General features: G+C 70.5%; 20 protein-coding genes. 14 read left to right on the top strand and 6 right to left on the bottom strand.

Annotation, left to right across the window (positions count from 1 at the left end; genetic code table 11):
• Positions 1–154: 154 nt before the first annotated feature.
• The gene (locus ACIG36_RS28875) at positions 155–805 is read left to right on the top strand and encodes a DUF5324 family protein (protein WP_399934019.1); all 651 of its coding nucleotides are present in this window, start codon (positions 155–157) and stop codon (positions 803–805) included.
• Between the two features lie 75 nt (positions 806–880).
• On the opposite strand, the gene ACIG36_RS28870 is transcribed toward ACIG36_RS28875, so the two are convergent.
• Both ACIG36_RS28870 and ACIG36_RS28865 read right to left on the bottom strand, forming a co-directional pair.
• Positions 881–2,020: a beta-ketoacyl synthase N-terminal-like domain-containing protein gene (locus tag ACIG36_RS28870; protein WP_399934017.1), complete on the bottom strand. Its 1,140-nt coding sequence runs from the start codon at positions 2,018–2,020 to the stop codon at positions 881–883.
• Positions 2,020–3,240, bottom strand: coding sequence for a beta-ketoacyl-[acyl-carrier-protein] synthase family protein (locus ACIG36_RS28865; RefSeq protein WP_399934014.1), 1,221 nt, complete (start codon positions 3,238–3,240; stop codon positions 2,020–2,022). Before ACIG36_RS28865 ends, ACIG36_RS28870 begins: the two co-directional genes overlap by 1 nt.
• A gap of 305 nt (positions 3,241–3,545) precedes the next feature.
• Between ACIG36_RS28865 and ACIG36_RS28860 the strand changes: the two genes are divergently transcribed.
• The 4 genes from ACIG36_RS28860 (at position 3,546) to ACIG36_RS28845 (ending at position 6,449) form a co-directional block, all read left to right on the top strand.
• Entirely contained in the window at positions 3,546–4,544 is a 999-nt protein-coding gene (locus tag ACIG36_RS28860; RefSeq protein ID WP_399934012.1) for a ScbA/BarX family gamma-butyrolactone biosynthesis protein, read from the top strand.
• Positions 4,541–5,191, top strand: a complete 651-nt coding sequence (locus ACIG36_RS28855; RefSeq protein ID WP_399934010.1) for an HAD-IA family hydrolase — start codon at positions 4,541–4,543, stop codon at positions 5,189–5,191. The genes ACIG36_RS28860 and ACIG36_RS28855 overlap by 4 nt, the downstream gene beginning before the upstream one ends.
• A 48-nt stretch (positions 5,192–5,239) precedes the next feature.
• Entirely contained in the window at positions 5,240–5,944 is a 705-nt protein-coding gene (gene fabG, locus ACIG36_RS28850; protein WP_399934007.1) for a 3-oxoacyl-ACP reductase FabG, read from the top strand.
• Positions 5,945–6,005: 61 nt separating this feature from the next.
• On the top strand, positions 6,006–6,449 hold the full coding sequence (locus ACIG36_RS28845; RefSeq protein WP_399934005.1) for an ester cyclase: 444 nt from the start codon (positions 6,006–6,008) through the stop codon (positions 6,447–6,449).
• 120 nt (positions 6,450–6,569) lie between these two features.
• Here ACIG36_RS28845 and ACIG36_RS28840 read toward each other — a convergent pair whose 3' ends face one another.
• Positions 6,570–7,151 (bottom strand): TetR/AcrR family transcriptional regulator, encoded by a 582-nt coding sequence (locus tag ACIG36_RS28840; protein WP_399934002.1) that lies wholly within the window; start codon positions 7,149–7,151, stop codon positions 6,570–6,572.
• 169 nt (positions 7,152–7,320) lie between these two features.
• Here ACIG36_RS28840 and ACIG36_RS28835 point away from each other — a divergent pair, with 169 nt between their 5' ends.
• The gene (locus ACIG36_RS28835; RefSeq protein WP_399934000.1) at positions 7,321–8,616 is read left to right on the top strand and encodes an alpha/beta hydrolase; all 1,296 of its coding nucleotides are present in this window, start codon (positions 7,321–7,323) and stop codon (positions 8,614–8,616) included.
• 135 nt (positions 8,617–8,751) lie between these two features.
• Complete coding sequence (locus tag ACIG36_RS28830; protein WP_399933998.1) at positions 8,752–10,332, top strand: MFS transporter; 1,581 nt, start codon at positions 8,752–8,754, stop codon at positions 10,330–10,332.
• 95 nt (positions 10,333–10,427) lie between these two features.
• On the opposite strand, the gene ACIG36_RS28825 is transcribed toward ACIG36_RS28830, so the two are convergent.
• Both ACIG36_RS28825 and ACIG36_RS28820 read right to left on the bottom strand, forming a co-directional pair.
• Positions 10,428–11,210: a BTAD domain-containing putative transcriptional regulator gene (locus tag ACIG36_RS28825; RefSeq protein ID WP_399933996.1), complete on the bottom strand. Its 783-nt coding sequence runs from the start codon at positions 11,208–11,210 to the stop codon at positions 10,428–10,430.
• Between the two features lie 174 nt (positions 11,211–11,384).
• Entirely contained in the window at positions 11,385–12,056 is a 672-nt protein-coding gene (locus tag ACIG36_RS28820) for a 4'-phosphopantetheinyl transferase (RefSeq protein WP_399933994.1), read from the bottom strand.
• Between the two features lie 256 nt (positions 12,057–12,312).
• Between ACIG36_RS28820 and ACIG36_RS28815 the strand changes: the two genes are divergently transcribed.
• Positions 12,313–13,098: an SDR family oxidoreductase gene (locus tag ACIG36_RS28815; RefSeq protein WP_399933991.1), complete on the top strand. Its 786-nt coding sequence runs from the start codon at positions 12,313–12,315 to the stop codon at positions 13,096–13,098.
• A 29-nt stretch (positions 13,099–13,127) separates the two neighbouring features.
• Here ACIG36_RS28815 and ACIG36_RS28810 read toward each other — a convergent pair whose 3' ends face one another.
• On the bottom strand, positions 13,128–13,778 hold the full coding sequence (locus ACIG36_RS28810) for a ScbR family autoregulator-binding transcription factor (RefSeq protein ID WP_399933989.1): 651 nt from the start codon (positions 13,776–13,778) through the stop codon (positions 13,128–13,130).
• A 210-nt stretch (positions 13,779–13,988) separates the two neighbouring features.
• Here ACIG36_RS28810 and ACIG36_RS28805 point away from each other — a divergent pair, with 210 nt between their 5' ends.
• The 6 genes from ACIG36_RS28805 to ACIG36_RS28780 form a co-directional block, all read left to right on the top strand.
• Entirely contained in the window at positions 13,989–14,933 is a 945-nt protein-coding gene (locus tag ACIG36_RS28805) for a ScbA/BarX family gamma-butyrolactone biosynthesis protein (RefSeq protein WP_399933986.1), read from the top strand.
• Complete coding sequence (locus ACIG36_RS28800; protein ID WP_399933983.1) at positions 14,927–16,081, top strand: oxidoreductase; 1,155 nt, start codon at positions 14,927–14,929, stop codon at positions 16,079–16,081. The genes ACIG36_RS28805 and ACIG36_RS28800 overlap by 7 nt, the downstream gene beginning before the upstream one ends.
• Complete coding sequence (locus ACIG36_RS28795; protein ID WP_399933980.1) at positions 16,078–16,791, top strand: HAD family hydrolase; 714 nt, start codon at positions 16,078–16,080, stop codon at positions 16,789–16,791. The genes ACIG36_RS28800 and ACIG36_RS28795 overlap by 4 nt, the downstream gene beginning before the upstream one ends.
• Before the next feature lie 78 nt (positions 16,792–16,869).
• Complete coding sequence (locus tag ACIG36_RS28790; RefSeq protein WP_399933978.1) at positions 16,870–17,454, top strand: TetR family transcriptional regulator; 585 nt, start codon at positions 16,870–16,872, stop codon at positions 17,452–17,454.
• 155 nt (positions 17,455–17,609) lie between these two features.
• Complete coding sequence (locus ACIG36_RS28785; RefSeq protein ID WP_399933976.1) at positions 17,610–18,761, top strand: sensor histidine kinase; 1,152 nt, start codon at positions 17,610–17,612, stop codon at positions 18,759–18,761.
• A 36-nt stretch (positions 18,762–18,797) separates the two neighbouring features.
• The coding region (locus ACIG36_RS28780) for a biotin carboxylase N-terminal domain-containing protein (protein ID WP_355335748.1) at positions 18,798–18,881 on the top strand (84 nt) is incomplete at its 3' end.

Genomic DNA, 18,881 nt, shown 5'->3' with positions numbered 1-18,881 from the left:
AGCCCGGCGCGCGGCGGCGAACCATGGCATTGTCGACCGAAGCTCCCCTTTGACCCGGATGCCCGCCCGCACATGCCGCACCGCCCATCGGGGGGCATGATCTTCCAATGGGTGGAAAGGCGACAAACCATACGCCACCGAGGAGGAGGTTCTCGTGACCCGCAAGGACAGCGTGCGCGCCGCGACCAGCACCGCCAAGGACAGCGTGCGCCACGCCGCGGAAGTGGTGGCGCCCTACGCCGGCACCGCGAAGGACGCGGCCGTGCACTACGCGCATGAGGCCCGGACCCGGCTCGCTCCCATGGTCGCGGAGGCCGCGCACCAGGCGCGCTCGCAGTACGACGCACATCTGCATCCCCGGCTCGAGCACGCCCGGGATGCCCTGCCTCCCAAGATCGACCATGCGGCGGTCAGGGCCCGCGCGGTCGCCGAGCCGGTGCGGGACGAGGCGCTCTCCCGGGGCACCGCCGCGCTCGCCGCGCTGCGCGGCGAGATCTCGGCCGCGGACGTGGAGAAGCTGACCCGCCGCCGCGGCCGGTGCGGCCGGGCGGGCCGGGTGGCCCGGCGGCTGGCGGTGCTCGGCATCCTCGCCGGCGGCGCGGTCGCCGTGTGGAAGTGGTGGGACAAGCAGGCCAACCCGGACTGGCTCGTCGAGCCCCCGGAGGCCACCGAGCTCGCCGACCGCTCCACGCCGACGTCCGTCGACGGCAGCGCGCGCTCCGGCCTGGACCCGGAGGTGCAGGCCAAACAGGACCGGGCGGACGCGGAGGCGTCGTCCCCGGACGACAACGGCCCCACGCGCTGAGCGACGCGGTCACCGGCCGGCCCCGGGGCGACGGGCCCACTGCCCGCCGCCCCGGGGCCGTTCACCTACGCCACGTCAGCGCACACCGCCCTGCCCGCGCCGCACCGCGAGGCAGCCGACCGTGCCATCGTGGCCCACCGAGGTCACCAGCCCCAGCTCGCCGGGCTCGCCCTCGGTGGTCTCCCAGTGCGCGAGGAGCGCCGCGAGCTGCAGCGCGCCGCTCGCGCTGTACGTCTCGCCGAGCACGTCCTGCACCCGCAGAACGAGGGCGTCCGAGCCCGTGCCCAGCGCCCGGCCGCGCCCGCGGGTCTCGACGGCCCGCCAGCCGCGCCGGCCGGTGGACCCGGCCGACACCACCCGGACCTCGTCCGCCGTGGCACCGGCCGCCTTCAGGGCGTCCCCGACGCACCGGGCCAGACCCTCGGCGACAGCCGCCGGCCCCTGCTCCGGGTCACGGAAGCCGATCTCGCAGCCGACCACGCCGGCCAGCGTGCCCGTGGCGCGGGGCGGGGCGGCGTCGGAACGCTGCAGCACGAAGACCGCGCTGCCCTCGCCGACCACTCCTCCGGCGCCCAGCGCCCCGCTGCGGTGCCAGGCCCACGCGGTGTGCGGGCTCAGCTCCTCCACACCGCCCACCAGCAGCCGCTCGCTGTGCCCGTTGAGCAGGGAGTTGCGGGCATAGCGCAGGGCGGTGAGGCTGGAGAGCTGGCCTCCCGCGAGGCTGGCGTTCACACCGGTCAGGGAGTGCCGCATAGCGAACGCGCTGGCGGGGCTGTTCATCAGGATGCCGGGGAACAGCGCGGGGCTGACCAGGTACGGGCGCTCCTGCTCGTAGGTCTCACGGAAGAACTCGCCGAAGGCGCGGGCGCTGCCGGTGCTCGAGCCGAGCACCACGCCGGTGTGGCCGCGGCGCTCGTCCGGGATCTCCTCGACGAGGCTGTCCAGGGCCATCTCGCAGGCGGCCATGCCCAGCTTGGCGGTCCGGCTGTGGTTGCGCAGCCCCTTGCGGCCCAGGTACTCCTCCGGGTGGAATCCGGGAACGGGCCGCACATCCAGCGGCAGCCGGCCCTCACAACCCGCGGCGGCGAGGTCGTCGGCGTCCGCCTCACGGCCCAGTTCGCCCGTGCGCACCGCCTCGGCCAGCACCTTGAGCCCGGCTCCCGCCGCGCTGAGAACTCCGTAGCCGACGATGTCCGTGGTAATCGGATTGTTCATCACGCCACCTCCCCGAGCATGACGATCGCGTTGTTGCCGCCGAAGGCGAAGCCGTGGTTCTGGGCCACCCGCACCCTTGCGGGTCGCGACTCGCGCGGCACGCAGTCGAGGTCCGGGCCGAGCTCCGGATCGACGTCGCGGACAGTGGCGGTGGGCGGCAGGAACCCTTCGTACACCGCCATGCACGAGATCAGCGCGCCAAAGCCGCTGGCGGCCCCCATGGTGTGCCCGAGCATCGACTTGATGGAACTGATCGGCGGGACCTTGTCACCGAAGACCGCCCGAGCCGCCGCGACCTCGGTGGTGTCGTTGGCGCGGGTGCCGGTGCCGTGAGCGCACACGTAGTCGACGTCCTCGGGCTCCACGCCCGCGTTGCGGTGGGCGCGGCGGATGCACTCCGCGATCCCGTCCCGGTCCGGCTGGGTGGGGTGCTTGGCGTCGCAGGTGATGCCGTAGCCGAGAACCTCCGCGTAGATGCGCGCCCCGCGGTCCAGAGCCCGCTCCAGCGGCTCCAGGAGCAGGGCCACTCCGCCCTCCGCGGTCACGATGCCGCTGCGGTGCTCGTCGAAGGGGCGGCACACGTCGTCGGCGATGGCGCCCAGGCGGTGGAAGCCGGCGTGAGTGGCGCGGTTCACGGCGTCCGCGCCGCCGCAGATCATGTAGTCGGCGGCGCCGCTGCGCACCATGTCGTAGCCGTAGCCGATGGCGTAGTTGCTCGCCGAGCAGGCCGTGCCGATCGTCTGGGCCTCACCGGTCAGGCCCAGCTCGGTGTTGACCGCCGTGGCGATGCGGTTGGTGGGCGCCTGCTCGACAAGGGACGGATCCAGGCCGGCCAGGCCGCCCTCGAGCCACTGCTCCGTCAGCTGCTGGAAGACCTGGGCCTCGCCGTTGGTGGTGCCCATGCTGCTGCCGGCGCGCGCCTCGGAGAGTTCTCCGGCGCTCAGGCCGGAATCCTCCACTGCGAGCCGGGCAGCCGCGGCGGCGAACTGCGCGCTGCGCCCCCACCGCTCGTGGCCCACGCGCTCCAGCAGCAGCTCCGGGCGGAAGTCCCGCACCTCACCAGCGAGGGAGTGCTCGAATCCGCTGGCGTCAAAGGCCTGGATCGGCGAAATGCCGCTGCTCGCACGCTTGATGCCGTCAGTGAAGGCCGCGGCGCCGATGCCCAGGCTGCTGACGGCGCCGAGACCGGTGACCACGACGCGCGTGGTGTTCTCAGCCAATTACGTGTTCCTTTCGACGCCGACCCGGTAAGGAAATGGTCCGAACCCAGTCGTCCGAGAAATCAATTCACTTCGATCGAAGCCCCCGGTACCGGCCCGCACAAGCTCGACCATCGATACGGTGAGGGGTGCCGAAAGTGACATGACGTGTGCCCATGGAGGTAATACAGGCAGCGCTGAGAGCGCAATCGGCATTCTCGGAATCATTTTTACCGGTCGTCCACCTCACTTTTATGCCGCCCCTGCAGAGTCGCTTCCCGACAGCCCTCCACATGTCGTGACAGCGACCGAATCTGGAAGCAGGGATGACCGCAACTACCGAAGCCGGCGCCGAAGCCGCGTCCCACGCCCGGCTCGCTTTCGCACGTACCGTTGAACGGCACCTCGTCCACCGCGCTTCGGTGGCCGAGGTGTTCGTCACCGACTCGCTGCCGAACGGCACGGACCGGTTCCGGGCGGCCGCGCAGCTGCCGCTGTCCCACGGTTACTACCAGGACCACCTGCAGACGCCGGCCCGGTTCGACGTTCTCCTGCTGCTGGAGGCCGCCCGGCAGGCATCCACCCATGGCGCGCATCTGCACCTGGACCTCCCGCTGAACACCACGTTCCTGGTCAACGGGTGGTCCCTGCACCTGGACGAGCCGGACGCACTGCTCATCGGGGAGCGCCCGGGTGAGCTGGAGCTGACCGAGACCGTCACCCGGACGGTGGGCCGCGGCGGTCGGCTGCGGGCGCTGCGCTTCGACATGGAACTGGCCATGCGCGACCGCACGGTGGGCCGCGCCCACATCGAGGTCGGCGCGACGACGTCCGAGGAGTACGAGAAGCTGCGCTTCCTGCAGCGCAGGACGACCGCTCCGCTCACCTCGCAGCAGACGGGCCGGCCGGGCGGCGCCCCGGTGGACGCGGCGCGGGTCGGCCGCCTCAACCCGGCCAACGTCGTGCTCGGCGAGCCGGTCGTACGGGACGGGTTCGTCACCGCCGCCCTCTCGCCGCGCTTCGACAACCGGAGCCTGTTCGACCACGTCTACGACCATTACCCGGCGATGGTGCTGATGGAGGCGGCGCGTCAGCTGTCCTTCCTGGCGCTGGCCGCAGGCGACGGCACCCCGGCCGGGCGCGCCGTGGTGACAGGCGTCGAGGCGCGCTTCACCCGCTACGCCGAGCTGGACGGCCCGATCGAGGTCACCACTCCTGTCGCGACCGGCTCCGGCAGGCGTGAACACGAGTTCCCGGTGACCTTCATCCAGGACAGCCAGGCGATCGCCGAGATCGGCTTCACCCTTCGAGGAGACACAGAATGAGCAGCGGTACCGGGATCCCTCGCGTCCGGGCGATTTGGACCGACTTCCGTGGCGTCCTCACCCCACCGCTGCGCGAGACCATGGACGCGTTCAGCCGCCGGCTCGGGCTGACGCTGGAGCAGCTCACCGGCGCCATGCGCGCGGTCGGCGACACCTACGGCCTGGACATGATGGCCCCGCTGGACATTCCGCTGGTCAGCGAGGCGGAGTGGGCGCGGCAGGTCGAGGCCGAGCTGGCCTCGCGGTACGCCGTGGAGGCTGACCTCAGCGATTTCGGGGTCAAATGGTTCGAGCACCGGGAGATCAACGAGGCCTGGCTGGAGCGGATCCGGCGGGCCCATGACGCCGGTGTGTTCGTCGGCCTGATCTCCAACATGCCCCCCGAGTGGGACCGGCACTGGCGCACCATGGTCGCGCCGGAGGGCCTCTTCGACGACCTGCTGCTCTCCTTCCAGACCGGCTGCCGCAAGCCCGACCCCGAGATCTACGCGATGGCGGAGAAGCTGGCGAACGTGGCTCCGCACGAATGTGTGCTGATCGACGACACCGCGGTCAACTGCACCGGTGCCGAGGCCGTCGGTTGGCAGGCCATCCACTTCACCGACACCGACGCCGCCATCGCGCGCCTCGACCAGCTGCTGGCCTGAGCCGGATCGCCGGCCCGACGCCACCAACGACCCCAGGAGTACCCACTGATGTCCCGAACCGTCCTGGTCACCGGCGGCAACCGCGGGATCGGGCTGTCCATCGCCCAGTCCTTCGCCGAGAACGGCGACAAGGTAGTCGTCACCCACCGCTCGGGTGAGCCTCCGGAGGGGCTCGCCGGTGTGCGCTGCGACGTCACCGATTCCGAATCACTGCGGCGCGGCGTCGAGGAGGTGACGGAGCGCTTCGGTCCGGTCGAAGTACTGGTGGCCAACGCGGGCATCACCCGCGACTCGCTGTCGCCGCTGATGCGCGTGGAGGACTTCGAGGAGGTCATCGACACCAACCTCGTGGGCGCCTTCCGGGCGGCCCGGCTGGTGGCGCCGGGCATGATCACCGCCAAGCGCGGCCGGATCGTGTTCGTCTCCTCGGTGATGGGCTTCATGGGCTCGCGCGCGCAGACCAACTACGCCGCCTCCAAGTCCGGGATGCTCGGCCTGGCCCGCTCCCTGGCCTGGGAGCTGGGCAAGCGCAACATCACGGTCAACATGGTCACCCCCGGCCTCATCGAGACCGACATGATCGAGGCGGTCACGGACAAGCGCCGCAAGGACCTGCTGAGCCAGACGCCGCTGGGCCGCACCGGTACCGCCCAGGAGGTTGCCGACGCCGTGCGCTTCCTCGCCAGCGACGCGGCGGCCTTCGTCACCGGCGCCGCGCTGCCCGTCAGCGGCGGCCTCGGTATGGGCGCGTAGCCCTGCTCCTCTTGCCCTTCCAGTCCTTCATAAACCCGCATTCCCCGATAAGGAGTTCGTCATGACCAACGAGGAAGTTCTCGAGATCGCCATCGCCATGGGCGAGATCTTCAACGACGGCAACGAGGGCACGGCCCAGCGCCTGGTGGCCGAGGGCTTTGTCGACTACGAGGCCCCGGAGGGTGCCCCGACCGGCCCGGACGCCTACGCCAACACCGCTCGCTGGATGCGCGGTGTGTGGAAGGACGCCCGCTGGGAGATCGTCGACGCCTTCGCCAGCGGCGACAAGGCGACGCTGCGCGTCGTCTTCTCCGGCATCCACGTGGGTGAGTTCATGGGCATAGCGCCGACCAACAAGCGGGTCGAGGTGCAGCACATCCACATCTACCGGATCGCCGACGGCAAGGTCCACGAGCACTGGGCCGTGCGCGACGACATCGAGCTCGCCCGTCAGCTGGGCGTCTGGGACCGCCCGAAGGTCGGCGCCCCGGTGGCGGCCGCGTAAGCACGTACGCCCCGTACGACGGCGGGCGCGGAAACCCTCGGGTTTCCGCGCCCGCCGTCGTCGTATGCGAGCCACATGGCCGATGCCCGCCGACGCCGGTCGCGTCGGCGGGCATCGTCGTTACGCGGGTCGGCCCAGCCCGTGCAGCAGTGTGTCGACCACGGTCTCGGCGAGCGCGTCGGGCTCACCGCCGCGTACCGCGAGCTCCTCGGCCGCCTGCTCCAGCAGCAGGTGGTAGACCCGGCGGGCCCAGATCAGGTCGACGTCCGTGCGCAGCACGCCGGCCTGCTGGGCGCGGTCCAGCAGATTCAGGCAGGTGTCGAAGATGCCTTCGCGGACCGCAGCGGCCTCGGGGTCCGCGGGGACCTGGTCGCCGATGGTGAACCGCCACGCGCTCTTGATCTGGACAACGTTCGCGGTGATCTGGTGCAGCGCGACCAGCGGCGGTGCGGTCTGCGGCCGACCGGCCTCGATGGCGTCGGCCACCTGGCGGTAGGCGAAGCCCGCCATCGCGTCGATCAGCGCCTCGCGCGAGGAGAACCGTCGGTGGATGGTGGTGCGCGCCACTCCTGCGGCGGCGGCGATCTGACCGAGGCTCGCAGTCGGATCGTCGCCGAGCACCCGCTCGGCCACCTCCAGGATCGTGCGCACGGTCCTCTCGGCGTCCGCGCGCAGCGGCCGGTCCTGCTCTGACTTCGACACGAATGTCCCGCCTCTCTTGTGGGCCGGCGGCACCAGCCGCCGCGAGCACTACACCAAAGTAACATGCACCCCCATTAGCGCTACAGAGCTGTTGCACTTTCTGGATTTTCAGATACCGTCGTGTTGCGACAGCGGGTCAACCCGCAGCTAACGAGGAGTGGATTGAGTAATGAGCGCCCAGACTGACCAGCCCGGCTGGATCGAGACGTACGAGCACATCGCCGGCGCCCCGGCAGCCGGCCCGGCCGAGGTGCAGAAGGTTGGTGTCCTCAAGGTCGGCAACGCCGCCGCGCGCCGGGTGCTGGTACTGCTGGGCGGCCGCGAGGGCGGCTCGAACGTCTTCCTGCACACGGCCCGCAGCCTCGCCAAGGCCTCCTCCGACCTGCAGGTCTGGGCCATCGACCGGCGCGAGCAGAACCTGGCCGACCTCGCCACCTTCGCGGGCGGCCTCGAGCACGCCACCGAGTACTACCTCGACGGCCACTACCAGAGCATGACCGGCACCGACGCGCCCTACGCGGCCGAGTGGGGCCTGTCCGTCCTCGTCGGCGACGTGCGCGAGGTCGTCCGCCAGGCCGCCGCCGGCGGCGAGCGCGAGGTCGTGCTGGGCGGCGTGTCCGTCGGCGCCACCGCCGTGCTCTCCTACGCCTCCTGGGACTTCGACGGCACTCCCGGCTACTCCGAGCTGGCCGGTCTCGTCGTGGTCGACGGCGGTGTCCACAACGCCTTCTCCGGCGCCGGCATGGAGTTCGAGCTTCCGCTGGAGGCCGCGAAGGGCTGGCTGTCGCAGATCCAGGGCGACGCGATCTTCGAGAACTTCACCAGCACCGCCATCGGCCTGGGCGAGCGCCCCGAGTCCGCGGCCGTCTGGTTCCAGCTGGCAGCGCGGCACGCCGTTGAGGACCCGGAGGGCGTCTCGACCCTCGCCGAGCGCCTGCCCGAGGCCCTGCGCCCCGACCGCAAGGTGACCAACGCCGGCCTGCTGGGCTGGCTGTTCGACGCCGAGCGCCGCATCCCCCCGTACGCCGTCCACGCCGGCCACCTGGACGACAACGGCGCCTGGGTCGACGGTGGCCCGGTCCGCCTGTCCACCGTCGCCGAGGCGTTCGCCGGCCCGGGGCGCAGCAGCTGGCTCTGGTACACCCTCAACCGCGTCATGCTCGACTACGTCGCGGCCATGGACCTGGCCGAGAACGACGTCACCCGCCACCTGGGCCTGCGCCTGGCCCACGGCAAGGACATCGACATCCCGCTGTACGCCTTCCAGTCCGGCATGACCGGCGGCACGGTCGGCCAGGCCGCCGCCTCGGTCGCCGCCGCCTCCCGCATCCCCGAGGTGTCCGTCCACTCGGACTTCGCCCTGGCCCACCAGGACGTCACCTACGCGCAGTGGGAGAACAACCGCTTCCTGCAGACGCTCTCCCGCTTCATCGAGAACCTGCCGGCCCGCGCCCCCCGCGGCTGACCGACAGTCGCCCGGCTGCCTGCCGCGCCGCGCGGCAGGCAGCCGGGGCACCACCCCCCGCTTCCGTTCGCGCCCGCTTTCCGTCCCCTGCTTTCCGTCCATCCCGCACGGAATCTTCAGAACAGGAGTTCTCGGATGACGTCCGACGCCGCCGCACCCGAGTCACCCCCACGTGCGGGGTTGACGATCTTCATCGTCTGTCTCGCCCTGCTCATCGTCCCGCTCGGGCTCAGCGGTTCGCCCGTGGCCCTGCCCGCCATCGGCCAGGACCTCCACGCCGGAGTCGTGCCGCTGCAGTGGGTCGTCAACGCCTACAACGTCATGGCCGCCAGTTGCATGATGGCCGCCGGCGCCATCGCCGACCAGATCGGCCGCAAGAAGGTCTTCGGCTTCGGCATCGCGCTCTACGGCGTCTCCTCGCTGGGTGCCGCTCTCGCCCAGGACATCGTGCTCGTCGACATCGCCCGCGGCCTCGCCGGTGTGGCCGCCGGCGCGGTCATGACCGCCGGCGCCTCCGTCATGGCGAACATGTTCAGCGGCGCCGCCCGTGCCAAGGCGTTCGCGTTCGTCGGCGTCACCATCGGTGCCGGTCTCGCCCTCGGCCCGACGCTGTCCGGTCTGCTGGTGAGCAGCCTCGGCTGGCGTTCGGTGTTCCTCCTCCAGGTCGTGATCACGGTCGTGGCGCTGCTGGGCTTCGGCTTCATCCAGGAATCGCGCAACCCCGAGGCCAGCGGTGTCGACTGGCCGGGCACCATCACCTTCAGCCTCGCGCTGTTCGCCTTCACCCTGGCCATCATCGAGGGACCTCAGTGGGGCTGGGCCTCCGGCGCGACGCTGGGCCTGTTCGCCGGCTGCGTGGTCATGCTGATCGCCTTCATCATGGTGGAACGCCGCGCGACGCAGCCGATGTTCGACCTTTCCCTCTTCAAGGACGCTCGCTTCGTCGGCGTGAACCTGCTGGCGACCGCCGTTTCCTTCGGCTTCGTCGGCCTGATGGTCCTGCTGCCGTCCTACCTCGTGGGCTCCAACGGCGCCTCCGACAACGAGGCCGGACTGACCCTGCTGATGATGACCGCGCCCGTCTTCGTCTTCCCGCTGGTCGCGGGCAAGCTCGTGGCCGCCGGCGTCTCCCTGCGGAACGTGCTCTCCGGTGCCCTGCTGCTGGTCGGCATCGGCTGCGGCTGGCTCACCGTCATCCACCCGGGCATCGGCGCGCTGGGGCTCTTCGGCCCGCTGCTGGTCATCGGCATTGGCATCGGCCTGATCTTCGGCCTCATGGACGGCGCCGCCGTGAGCACCGTCCCGCCCGCCCGCGTCGGCATGGCCACCGGCATGTTCAACACGATCCGCCTGGCCAGCGAGGCCGTGGCCGTGGCCGGCATGGTGGCCGCGACGGTCTCCCTCGTGCAGTCCAAGCTCTCCGACGGGCTCTCCCGCTTCGCCGGCGCCGGTGATTCCCACGCTGTCGCCGACAGCGTGACCAGCGGGAACTCCACGGATGCGGCCGAGAAGGTGGCCGAGGGCAGCCGTGCGGACTTCCTGGACTTCATCGCCCAGGGTCACACCGACGGTCTGCGCGTGGTGCTCTGGGGTGCCGCGGCCATCTGCGCCGTCACCGCGGTGATCCTCTACGCCGTCCTCACCGACCGCCAGAAGGCCGCCCAGGCGGATGCCGGAGAGGCCCAGGAGGCCGAGAAGGTCACGGCCTCCGCATAGGACCGGGCGAGTGCGTAATCCCCCGGCGCGCTCGTCCCCGACCCGGTTGCCCGGTACACCACACGTACCGGGCAACCGGTGTTTTCACGGTGGGATCAGCCCACGGGAGCGGCGGTCAGTACCTGTCGCTGCAGCCGCTGCAGCACGGGCGAGGGCTCCAGGCCCAGTTCGTCGCCGAGGATCTTCCGTACGTTCTGGTAGGCGTGCAGTGCGTCCCCGCGGCGGCCGCTGCGGTGCAGGGCGGTGATGAACTGGGCGTGCATCCACTCGTTCAGCGGATGGGCCGCGACCACGCTGCGCAGCTCGGGAACGAGCTCACGGTGCAGGCCGAGGTGCATGTCGGCCTCGATCCGCTGCTCCAGCGCCCTGGTGCGGATCTCCTCGAGATGCCGCACGTGCTGCAACAGCACCGGCCCGCAGGTGACGTCCGCCAGCGCGGCACCGCGCCATACGTCCAGCGCCTGCCGCAGCCGCTCGGAGGCCGCCGCGTAGTCGCCGGTCTTGAGCAGCCGGTCCCCTTCCCGGGCGTGCCCGAGGAACAGCACGCTGTCCAGCCGTACCCGGTCCGGGCACAGGCTGTATCCGGAGGGCCGTGTCGTGATCAGGTCGTCGGGGACCGCTCCGGCCGGGGTCAGGCCGGCAGCGCTCTGCTCGAGGGCCCGGCGCAGATGGTAGATGTGCGTACGGATCGTCGATACGGCCGTGCGCGGAACGTCCTGGCCCCACAATTCCTCGAGGATGGCCGAGTTGTTGACATGGCGGCTGGGCTCCAGCAGCAACAACGACAGGATCTGGCGCACCTTGGGACCGCGGGGCGCAGGCAGGTTCCGGCCGTCGGCGGAGATTTCCAAGGGGCCCAGGACTCCGAAAGAAAGCACGCGGTGATCTCCTCGCTTCGCGCCGGCGCCTCGGCCGACGCATCGGACGATACAAACGCCGAACAAGGCCCGACAACGAATCGGGCCAAAGGGAGGGACCGCACTGCCACCGGAGGAACAGCACTACGTCGAAAGGAATAACGCCCGGTGTGCCGGACCGGCTCCGTCCGGGTGTCAGCGGGGCCGGGCGCCCGGCGCCAGTACGAGGACGGACGCCACGGCGTAGCTGCCCTTGACGAGCCTGACCTCACCGGTCAGCCGGAATCCGTGCGGAAGCAGCCCGGGGGCGATCCTGATGCGCAATCGCGTGCTGTCGAAGCGTACTTCGGCGTCCTGGAACGTGGGCCGGCGGTCGAGGCTGAGGGCGGCGATCGCCTTGTAGACGGCCTCTTTCACGGAAAAGAGCACCGACAGCCTGCTCTGCGGGCGTCGGGCGCCGGCCACCCAGTCGCGTTCCCACGGGGTGCACACGATGCCCTCGGCCTCCCGGCTCAGCCGGTCGGTGCGTTCGACGTCCACACCGACGCTGACGACGTCCCGGCAGCCGCTGACCAGGCTCGCGCCCACATGGCCCGCGCTGTGACTGATCGCGCCCTTCACCCCGGCGGGGAACAGCGGTCTCCGGCCGTTTCGCAGCACGGGCCCGGAGACCCCGATGGCCGACAGAGCACGCGCCGCGGCCAGCCGGCCCACGGTGAAGTCGCTCCGTCGGCCGGGGGCCATGGTGCGCCTGAGCGCCTCCTCAGCGGGATGCAGCGGTGCCGTCACCGCGGGGGTTTCGGACCGTATCAGCGCGCATGCCGCCCGGCCCCGGACGTTCGAGGTGAACAGGACGGCCGTGGGCACAGGCCCTCCCAGGGCAGCGGTCGGCGGGATTGCGGGCAGCGACCCGGCAGGGAACCCGCGAGAAGAGCGTAAATCCTCAGGGGCCTTGCCGACAGGGTTTCGAGAACTGTGGGCGGCCAGGATTCAGCTCGCTACGATGCGGCTTTGACCTTCACTCCGCCAGGGTTTCACCGCCGAGGAACCACCGTGTTTTCAATGCCACTTTATGAGTAGTCCATGGTGCGTACACCAGGCCACGCGCCGGGAGAATGGGGTCATGGACCTCCAACTGACCGGCAAGACAGCCGTCGTAACGGGTGCGAGCCGCGGCATCGGCCTCGCCATCGCGGAATACCTGACCTCCGAGGGCATGCGAGTACTCGGCACCGCCCGCACCGTTACTCCCCAGCTGGCCGCGCTCGGCGGGCCAGCCTTCTCCGTGGACCTCAGCCGGCCCGACGGCGGAAAGCGCCTCGTCTCCCACGCGCTCGAGGAGCTCGGCGGCATCGACGTGCTGATCAACAACGTGGGTGGCGGCGTCGAGGGAGTCGACCTGGCCGAGGGATTCCTCTCCCTGGACGACGCGACCTGGCAGCGCTCACTGGACATCAACCTGCTGAGCGCGGTGCGGGTGACCCGGGCCGCCCTGCCCAGCATCATCGAGCGACGGGGTGCGATCGTGAACATCTCGTCGATCGGCGCCCGCGCTTCCTACCATCCCGTCGACTACGGGGTCGCCAAGGCGGGACTGACCAATCTGAGCAAGGCACTGTCCGAGGAATTCGGTCCCCGGGGTGTACGGGTCAACACCGTCACCCCCGGCCCGACGCTGACGCAGAACTGGAAGGACCCCGAGGGTTATGCCGGGGACCTGGCGAAGGCGGCCGGGCTCGGTTACGACGAATTCATGGCGCGGCTCCCCGCGACCATGGGCATCAGCACCGGCCGGCTCGCCGAGCCCGCCGAGGTAGCGGCGCTGGTCGCGTTCCTCGCGTCACCGCTGGCGGGGAGCATCACCGGCGCGGACTACCGCGTCGACGGCGGGGTACTGAAGGCCGTCTGACCCACTTACCCCACAGGGGCCGAGTGGCGTCAGTCGGCGACGGCGCTGATGGAGCGGAACACCAGGTCACCCATCTCCCGCCAACGGTCGGGCAGATCGGATCGCCGATGCAGGGCGTCGGAGACATGCTGGACGCCGAAGAACCCGGAGACGATGGCGCCGGCCGCCACCTCCGGCACCACGTCGACGCGGAGCTGGCCGGCCTCCTTGGCGTCGGCGAGGAGGCTGCTCAGCAGTTCCGTCCACCCCACGTACGGCACCGGCAGCGGAGCGTTGAACAAGGACCGCTCGAGCTGCAGACGTGCGCTCGCCTGCACCACGACGTCCCTGTGGAACGCGAGGGCGACGCGGTCGAGCAGTTCGCGGCAGGTCTCCAGCGGGGGCAGACCGAGGGCCTTCACGTCCTCCAGCAGGATCGGCCAGCGCGCGTAGTGCTCCTCGACGAGCGCGACGGCGAGGCTCTCCTTGTTCGTGAAGTGGTGGTACACGGCCCCCTTAGTCATGCCGAGTTCCTCGGCGACGCCCTGGAGGGAGGTCCCCGAGAAACCATGCTCCGAAAAGAGCTTCGCTGCCGCGCGCAGTATCGCTGCCCGGGTCTGCACGGCCCGGTCCTGGCTGGGGTGGGGGCGCTGCTCGGTCAACGAGCGGCGCCTGGTCCATTCGGCGGGGACTCGCGTCACGTTGAACGTTCCTTTCGACGGACGCGCGCCGAACGGGGCGTCCCGGGCGGGTGCTTGGCATCACAGCGATATCCCAATCGAAATATTCCTTCCGGAAGGTATATTTCCTGCTGGTCGACGGGGGTGGGCCGCTGGGCCCGACCACACGATCGACTGTGCTTTGATCCAAGCAAAACAGGGGGGATCACGGTGCCAGTCACCGCACATCCAATGCTCGATTTTCGTCAGTGCGACATAATAGATCACGAGACGGGCCTTTCGTTCGACCGGCCGTTGCCGCGCACATTGGTGCACAAGAGTGCCGTTTCCGAGGTCTTCCTCACGGATGTGGCGCAACTGGGGTCCGGCCGGTTCGCCGTGGCCGCGCAGTGGCCGCGGGACCATGTGATGTTCCGCCCGAGCGCGCCCGGGACACTCGACCCTCTTCTCCTCGTGGAAACGGTTCGTCAGTCCGCGATCGGCGTTTCCCACCTCTACTACGACGTACCGGCAAACCATGCCTTCGTCCTCACCGAGCTGGACTTCGACATCGACGGCGCGGCCACCCGGCCCGCGGGTGATGAGCCTCCGGCAGTCTTCATCGACCTCACCTGCACCCACAACTCCCCACGGCCTGGCCGGCTCGATATGACCATGGAGGCAGTCGTCAGCGTGGACCACCGGCGTCGCGCCCGGGTGGGCCTGCGCTGGCGGGCCGTTGATCGGGAGCAGTACGCCAGGATGCGCTGGCGCGGTGCGTCGCCTTCCGCGGCCGCGCCCCTGCCGCCCACCGATGCGGCCATGGTGTACGAGTCGGAGGCGATCTCCCCGGAGACCGTGGGCCGCCCCAACGCGCGGGACGTCGTCCTGGCCCCTTTGACCGACGGAGACTGGCGACTTCGGCTCGACCCCGGCCATCCGGTGCTGTTCGACCACAGCTGCGACCACGTACCCGGCATGGCCCTGCTCGAGGCGTTCCGGCAGGCGGGATCGATCACTGGCGGGCACGGTGCGCGAATGCCGTACGGAGCCAAGGTGCGGTTCACGGCGTTCGGCGAACCGGACGCACCGGTGACCATCTCGGCCGGACGGCCGGACGGGGGAATCCAGCGGGTGACGGCCGTTCAGGACGGCGTGACGCTGGCCGAGGCGACGCTGAGGAGCGGCACGTGCTGACCGCCACCAGCAGCCCCGCCGGGAACATCGACGCCGCGAACCCCCTGGCCGCTCTGAACCCGCTGGTGGCTCTGACCGAGCGCTCCGTGACGGACGTCGAGCGCCTGCACAGGCTGACGCCCGAACTCGCCGAGGCCATCACGGACGCGGGCTTCGCCCGGCACTTCGTCCCCCGGCGGTGGGGCGGTACAGCGGGAACGTTCACCGCCGCCCTCTGGGCAGTGGCGGCCGTGGGCGAGACCTGTGCGTCCACCTCCTGGTGCGCCGCCCTCTACGCCGCGCACGGGCGCCTGGCGGCCTACCTTCCGGAAGCCGCGCAGTACGAGCTGTGGGGCGACACGCCCGACGTCCGCATCGCCGCCGCCGTGGTCCCTCCGGCGGGCGAGGCCACCGCGACCGACGGCGGGTGGCGTCTCGCCGGACGCTGGTCGTACGCCAGCGGCGTCGACCACGCGCACTGGATCCTCCTGTCGAGCCTCACCGGCACCGGTGCCGAGCGGGTCGTCCGGGTCTTCGCCCTACCGCGGGCCGCCGTCGAGGTCCTCGACACCTGGCGCAACGCCGGACTCAAGGGCACCGGCAGCCATGTGGTGGTCGTGGACGACGCGTTCGTCCCCGGGCACCGGACCTTCACCCTGCCGGACCTGGCCCGTACGGACCCGGGTGCCGCCCGCTGCCACGCGATTCCGTACCAGTTGGTCGCCGGCCTGCAGTTCGCGGCGCCCGTGTTGGGTGCCGCACACGCGGCGCTGCGGAACTGGACCGCGGGTGTCGCCGCCCGGCGCGGTCCCGACGGAAGCCCCGCCTCCCCCACCGCCGGTGCCCGGCGGACGCTGGCCCTAGCATCGGCCGAGATCCACGCGGCGGGCCTGATGCTGGAAGCCGCGGCCCACCGGGCGGACGCGGCGGAGGTGACCCCCGTGACTGTGGCCGAGAACGTCCGCGACGCCTCCGCGGCCGTGCACCAATGCGCCACGGCCGTCGGCCGCCTGATGAAGGCCGCCGGAGCGCGGGCCCAGGCCGAGGGCGACCCGTTGCAGCGCCGATGGCGGGACGTGACCGCGGCGGCGGCCCACGGCGCGCTGGGCTTCGAGGCGGCGGCCGACCACTACGCGCAGGCGGTGCTGGGTGCGGAGGGTGCCCGGTGACCGGAAGTGTGGCGTTCTTCGATGTCGACGAGACACTGATCAGCGGCAAGAGCATGTGGAGCTTCTGGAACCACTGGGTCGTCACGACCACTGAAGGTCCCGTGGAGCGGGATCCCGTCGAGCTGCTCCCCGACCTCTCCCGGCTGACCAGGGCGGATGCCAACCGCGCCTACTACCGCCTGTTCGCCGGGGTCTCGGCGGACCGGCTCGGGGAAGCCGGCCGGTCCTGGTACGCCGAGTACCGCTCGCGCCCCGACGCGGCCGTCATCACGACCCTGCTGGAGCTGCGGCGGCATCAGCGGCGCGGCGACCGGGTGGTGCTGGTGTCGGGGTCCTTCTCCGCCTGTCTGACGCCCGTCGCCGAGGACCTGGGGGCAGACCTGGTGCTGTGCACACGCCAGCTCACGGACCCCGAGGGTGTACTCACCGGCGAAGTCCTGCGACCGGTCATCGGTGAGGGCAAGGCCGCGGCCGTCGCCGCTACCCTCGCCGACTGGGCGGTCGCCCCGGGCGACTGCTTCGCCTACGGGGACCACTCCAGCGACCTGCCCATGCTGAGCGCGGTGGGCCATCCCGTCGTCGTGGGTGGCGACCCGGTTCTCGTGGAGCACGCCCGCCGGCCCGGCTGGCGCGTCCTTCCGGCCGTCGCGGGGCCACTGGACACGCCCACGGGAGGCGGTGGGGAGAGACCAGCCGTGTCGACGCTCTGAGTGACGGACCCGTCGCGCACAAATACCGTCGCAAAGGTATGTTTTTGCGTGACGGGTCGTCCGAAACGAGGAGTGACGGTGGCGAAGCAGGAAAGAGCCCTGCGCACACGCGAAGGGGTGCTCGACGCGGCCGCGGAGGAGTTCTCCGCACATGGATACGCGCACACGACCATGCAGGCCGTGGCGGCACGTACCGGCATGACCAAGGGCGCCCTCTACGGACACTTCCCAACGAAGGACGACCTCGCGGACGAGCTCGTGCGACACGGGGAGGCCGTGTGGGATGAGCTGAACGGCCAGGCCGACGCAGCGGGTACGGGGCCCGTGACGGTACTCCGGGCGCTGGTCCTGGGGCTGGCCGGAAGCATGAGCAGCGACACCAGGGTGCGGGCGGCGTTCCGCCTCAGCAGGGACCGCACCGCCGCCGGGCATCCCGGCGGAGAACTCCTGGGCAGCGTGCACCGGAACTTCGCGAGCCGGATCCTCTCCGCCCAGGGCGCCGGGGAGGTGGGGCGGCACCATCCTCCGGAGTCGGCCGCCCGTCTGCTGCTCGCCATCGTCATGGCGCAGCAGTCGGTGCCGCTGGCGATCGGCGATCAAATCCATTCAACCTGGCCCGAGTTCGCCTGGAGCATGGCGGCGGCCGCATTGACGGAACATTGACGGCGCGAAACATACCTACTCAAAGGTATGTTACTTTTCCGCCAGTCGGCGCCTTGGGGCTGGAGGGGGCGGCGACACCGACAGAGGTGTACCGAACGAAGCGCCGGTGAAGGCAGAAGGCTTCGCCTACCGGCGCCTCACATCAAGGGGGAAAGATGTCGGAAGCCGCCCTGGGGAGGGATTTCGCCGAGGCACTGCGTGATGGCCTGACGCGAGCGATCACCGCTCCAACTACCGGGCACAGCGGAACAGTCAGGCGCTTGGCGTCCGTTCCGTCCATCACCACGTCGCGGCCCCACGCAACACTGCTGCCCGGCGAAGCCGAACTGATCCTGCACCGCTTCCACTTCCTGCTCCCCAGCGAGCTGGACGCCGAGGACCGCCGGTCGCCCGAGGTCCGATCGGCACTCACGGAAGGTGCCCGACAGCTGCTCGCCGACACTCAGGACAACGCCGGGACGTCGCGCCCGGGGAGCACCGCCACCGGCGGCCGGGCTCCGTCTGCCGCGCCGTGGTCGGGCCTCCGGATGGATCAGATCGCCACGGCCTGCACCCTGCTCAAGGAGTGTGCGCTGCTGCAGATCGTCGACGAGGAACGCGACGCCGACAAGGCGACTCTGACACGGGGATTCGGCGTTCTGCGTGCGCTGAACTCGGCCATAAAGCAGCGTCTGAAGGACCAAGCGGCCAGGATCGACGACAGTCTCCGCAGCGAACGCCGCAGGCTCGCCCGCGATCTGCACGACCAACTCGGCAGTGAGCTGGCCGTGGCCATGCGCCGCATCGAACTGCACGAGGCCGAGGCGAAGGGCTCACAGCACCTGATGGCAGCGAAGTCCTCGGTCCGGGAAGCCATGGACCACACGCGGGAGCTGATCTTCAACATCCGCAGCCACGCGGTCACGCCCCCACTCTGTGAGGGGCTCAGGGCCTTCGTGGCGAAGGCCGCGCCGACAGGCGTCGACATCGACATCACGATGACGGGCAACGAACTCATCGTCCCCGAAAACGACCGGCATGAGATCTTCCTGGTGGTGCGCGAATGCCTGCGCAACGCCTTCGCCCACGGCGAGGCCAACCGGGTCAAGGTCAGCATGCGCGTCACCCGCCGCTGGTTCCACGCGCGCGTGACCGACGACGGCGTCGGATTCCCTGCGGACCGCCCCGGCTGCCCCACGCCCACGTCCCATGGCCTTCGCTCGATGAACGAACGGCTCGAAGGCATCGGCGGACGACTCCGCATCGACAGCGAGCCGGGCGAAGGCACCTGCGTCGAGATTCACGTCCCGCTGCATGGGCGCGCGTGAGCGCCCATTCCACGAACAGTCCTACAGGAGTTTGTTGTGCGTAAGGTGCTTATCGCCAACCGTGGCGAAATCGCTGTCCGTGTCGCTCGTGCGTGCCGGGACGCGGGGATCGCCAGTGTG

This window comes from Streptomyces sp. NPDC053048, assembly GCF_044547045.1.
Classification (GTDB): domain Bacteria; phylum Actinomycetota; class Actinomycetes; order Streptomycetales; family Streptomycetaceae; genus Streptomyces.
Note: the sequence above shows the minus strand (reverse complement) of the source record. Positions and strands in the feature narration are given on the sequence as shown.

What these genes read in the sequence shown, in the direction of transcription:
- ACIG36_RS28870 (WP_399934017.1), bottom strand. Translation starts at nt 2,020, where the DNA reads ATGAACAATCCGATTACCACGGACATCGTCGGCTACGGAGTTCTCAGC.
- ACIG36_RS28860 (WP_399934012.1), top strand. Translation starts at nt 3,546, where the DNA reads ATGACCGCAACTACCGAAGCCGGCGCCGAAGCCGCGTCCCACGCCCGG.
- ACIG36_RS28855 (WP_399934010.1), top strand. Translation starts at nt 4,541, where the DNA reads ATGAGCAGCGGTACCGGGATCCCTCGCGTCCGGGCGATTTGGACCGAC.
- fabG (WP_399934007.1), top strand. Translation starts at nt 5,240, where the DNA reads ATGTCCCGAACCGTCCTGGTCACCGGCGGCAACCGCGGGATCGGGCTG.
- ACIG36_RS28845 (WP_399934005.1), top strand. Translation starts at nt 6,006, where the DNA reads ATGACCAACGAGGAAGTTCTCGAGATCGCCATCGCCATGGGCGAGATC.
- ACIG36_RS28835 (WP_399934000.1), top strand. Translation starts at nt 7,321, where the DNA reads ATGAGCGCCCAGACTGACCAGCCCGGCTGGATCGAGACGTACGAGCAC.
- ACIG36_RS28830 (WP_399933998.1), top strand. Translation starts at nt 8,752, where the DNA reads ATGACGTCCGACGCCGCCGCACCCGAGTCACCCCCACGTGCGGGGTTG.
- ACIG36_RS28815 (WP_399933991.1), top strand. Translation starts at nt 12,313, where the DNA reads ATGGACCTCCAACTGACCGGCAAGACAGCCGTCGTAACGGGTGCGAGC.
- ACIG36_RS28805 (WP_399933986.1), top strand. Translation starts at nt 13,989, where the DNA reads ATGCTCGATTTTCGTCAGTGCGACATAATAGATCACGAGACGGGCCTT.
- ACIG36_RS28785 (WP_399933976.1), top strand. Translation starts at nt 17,610, where the DNA reads ATGTCGGAAGCCGCCCTGGGGAGGGATTTCGCCGAGGCACTGCGTGAT.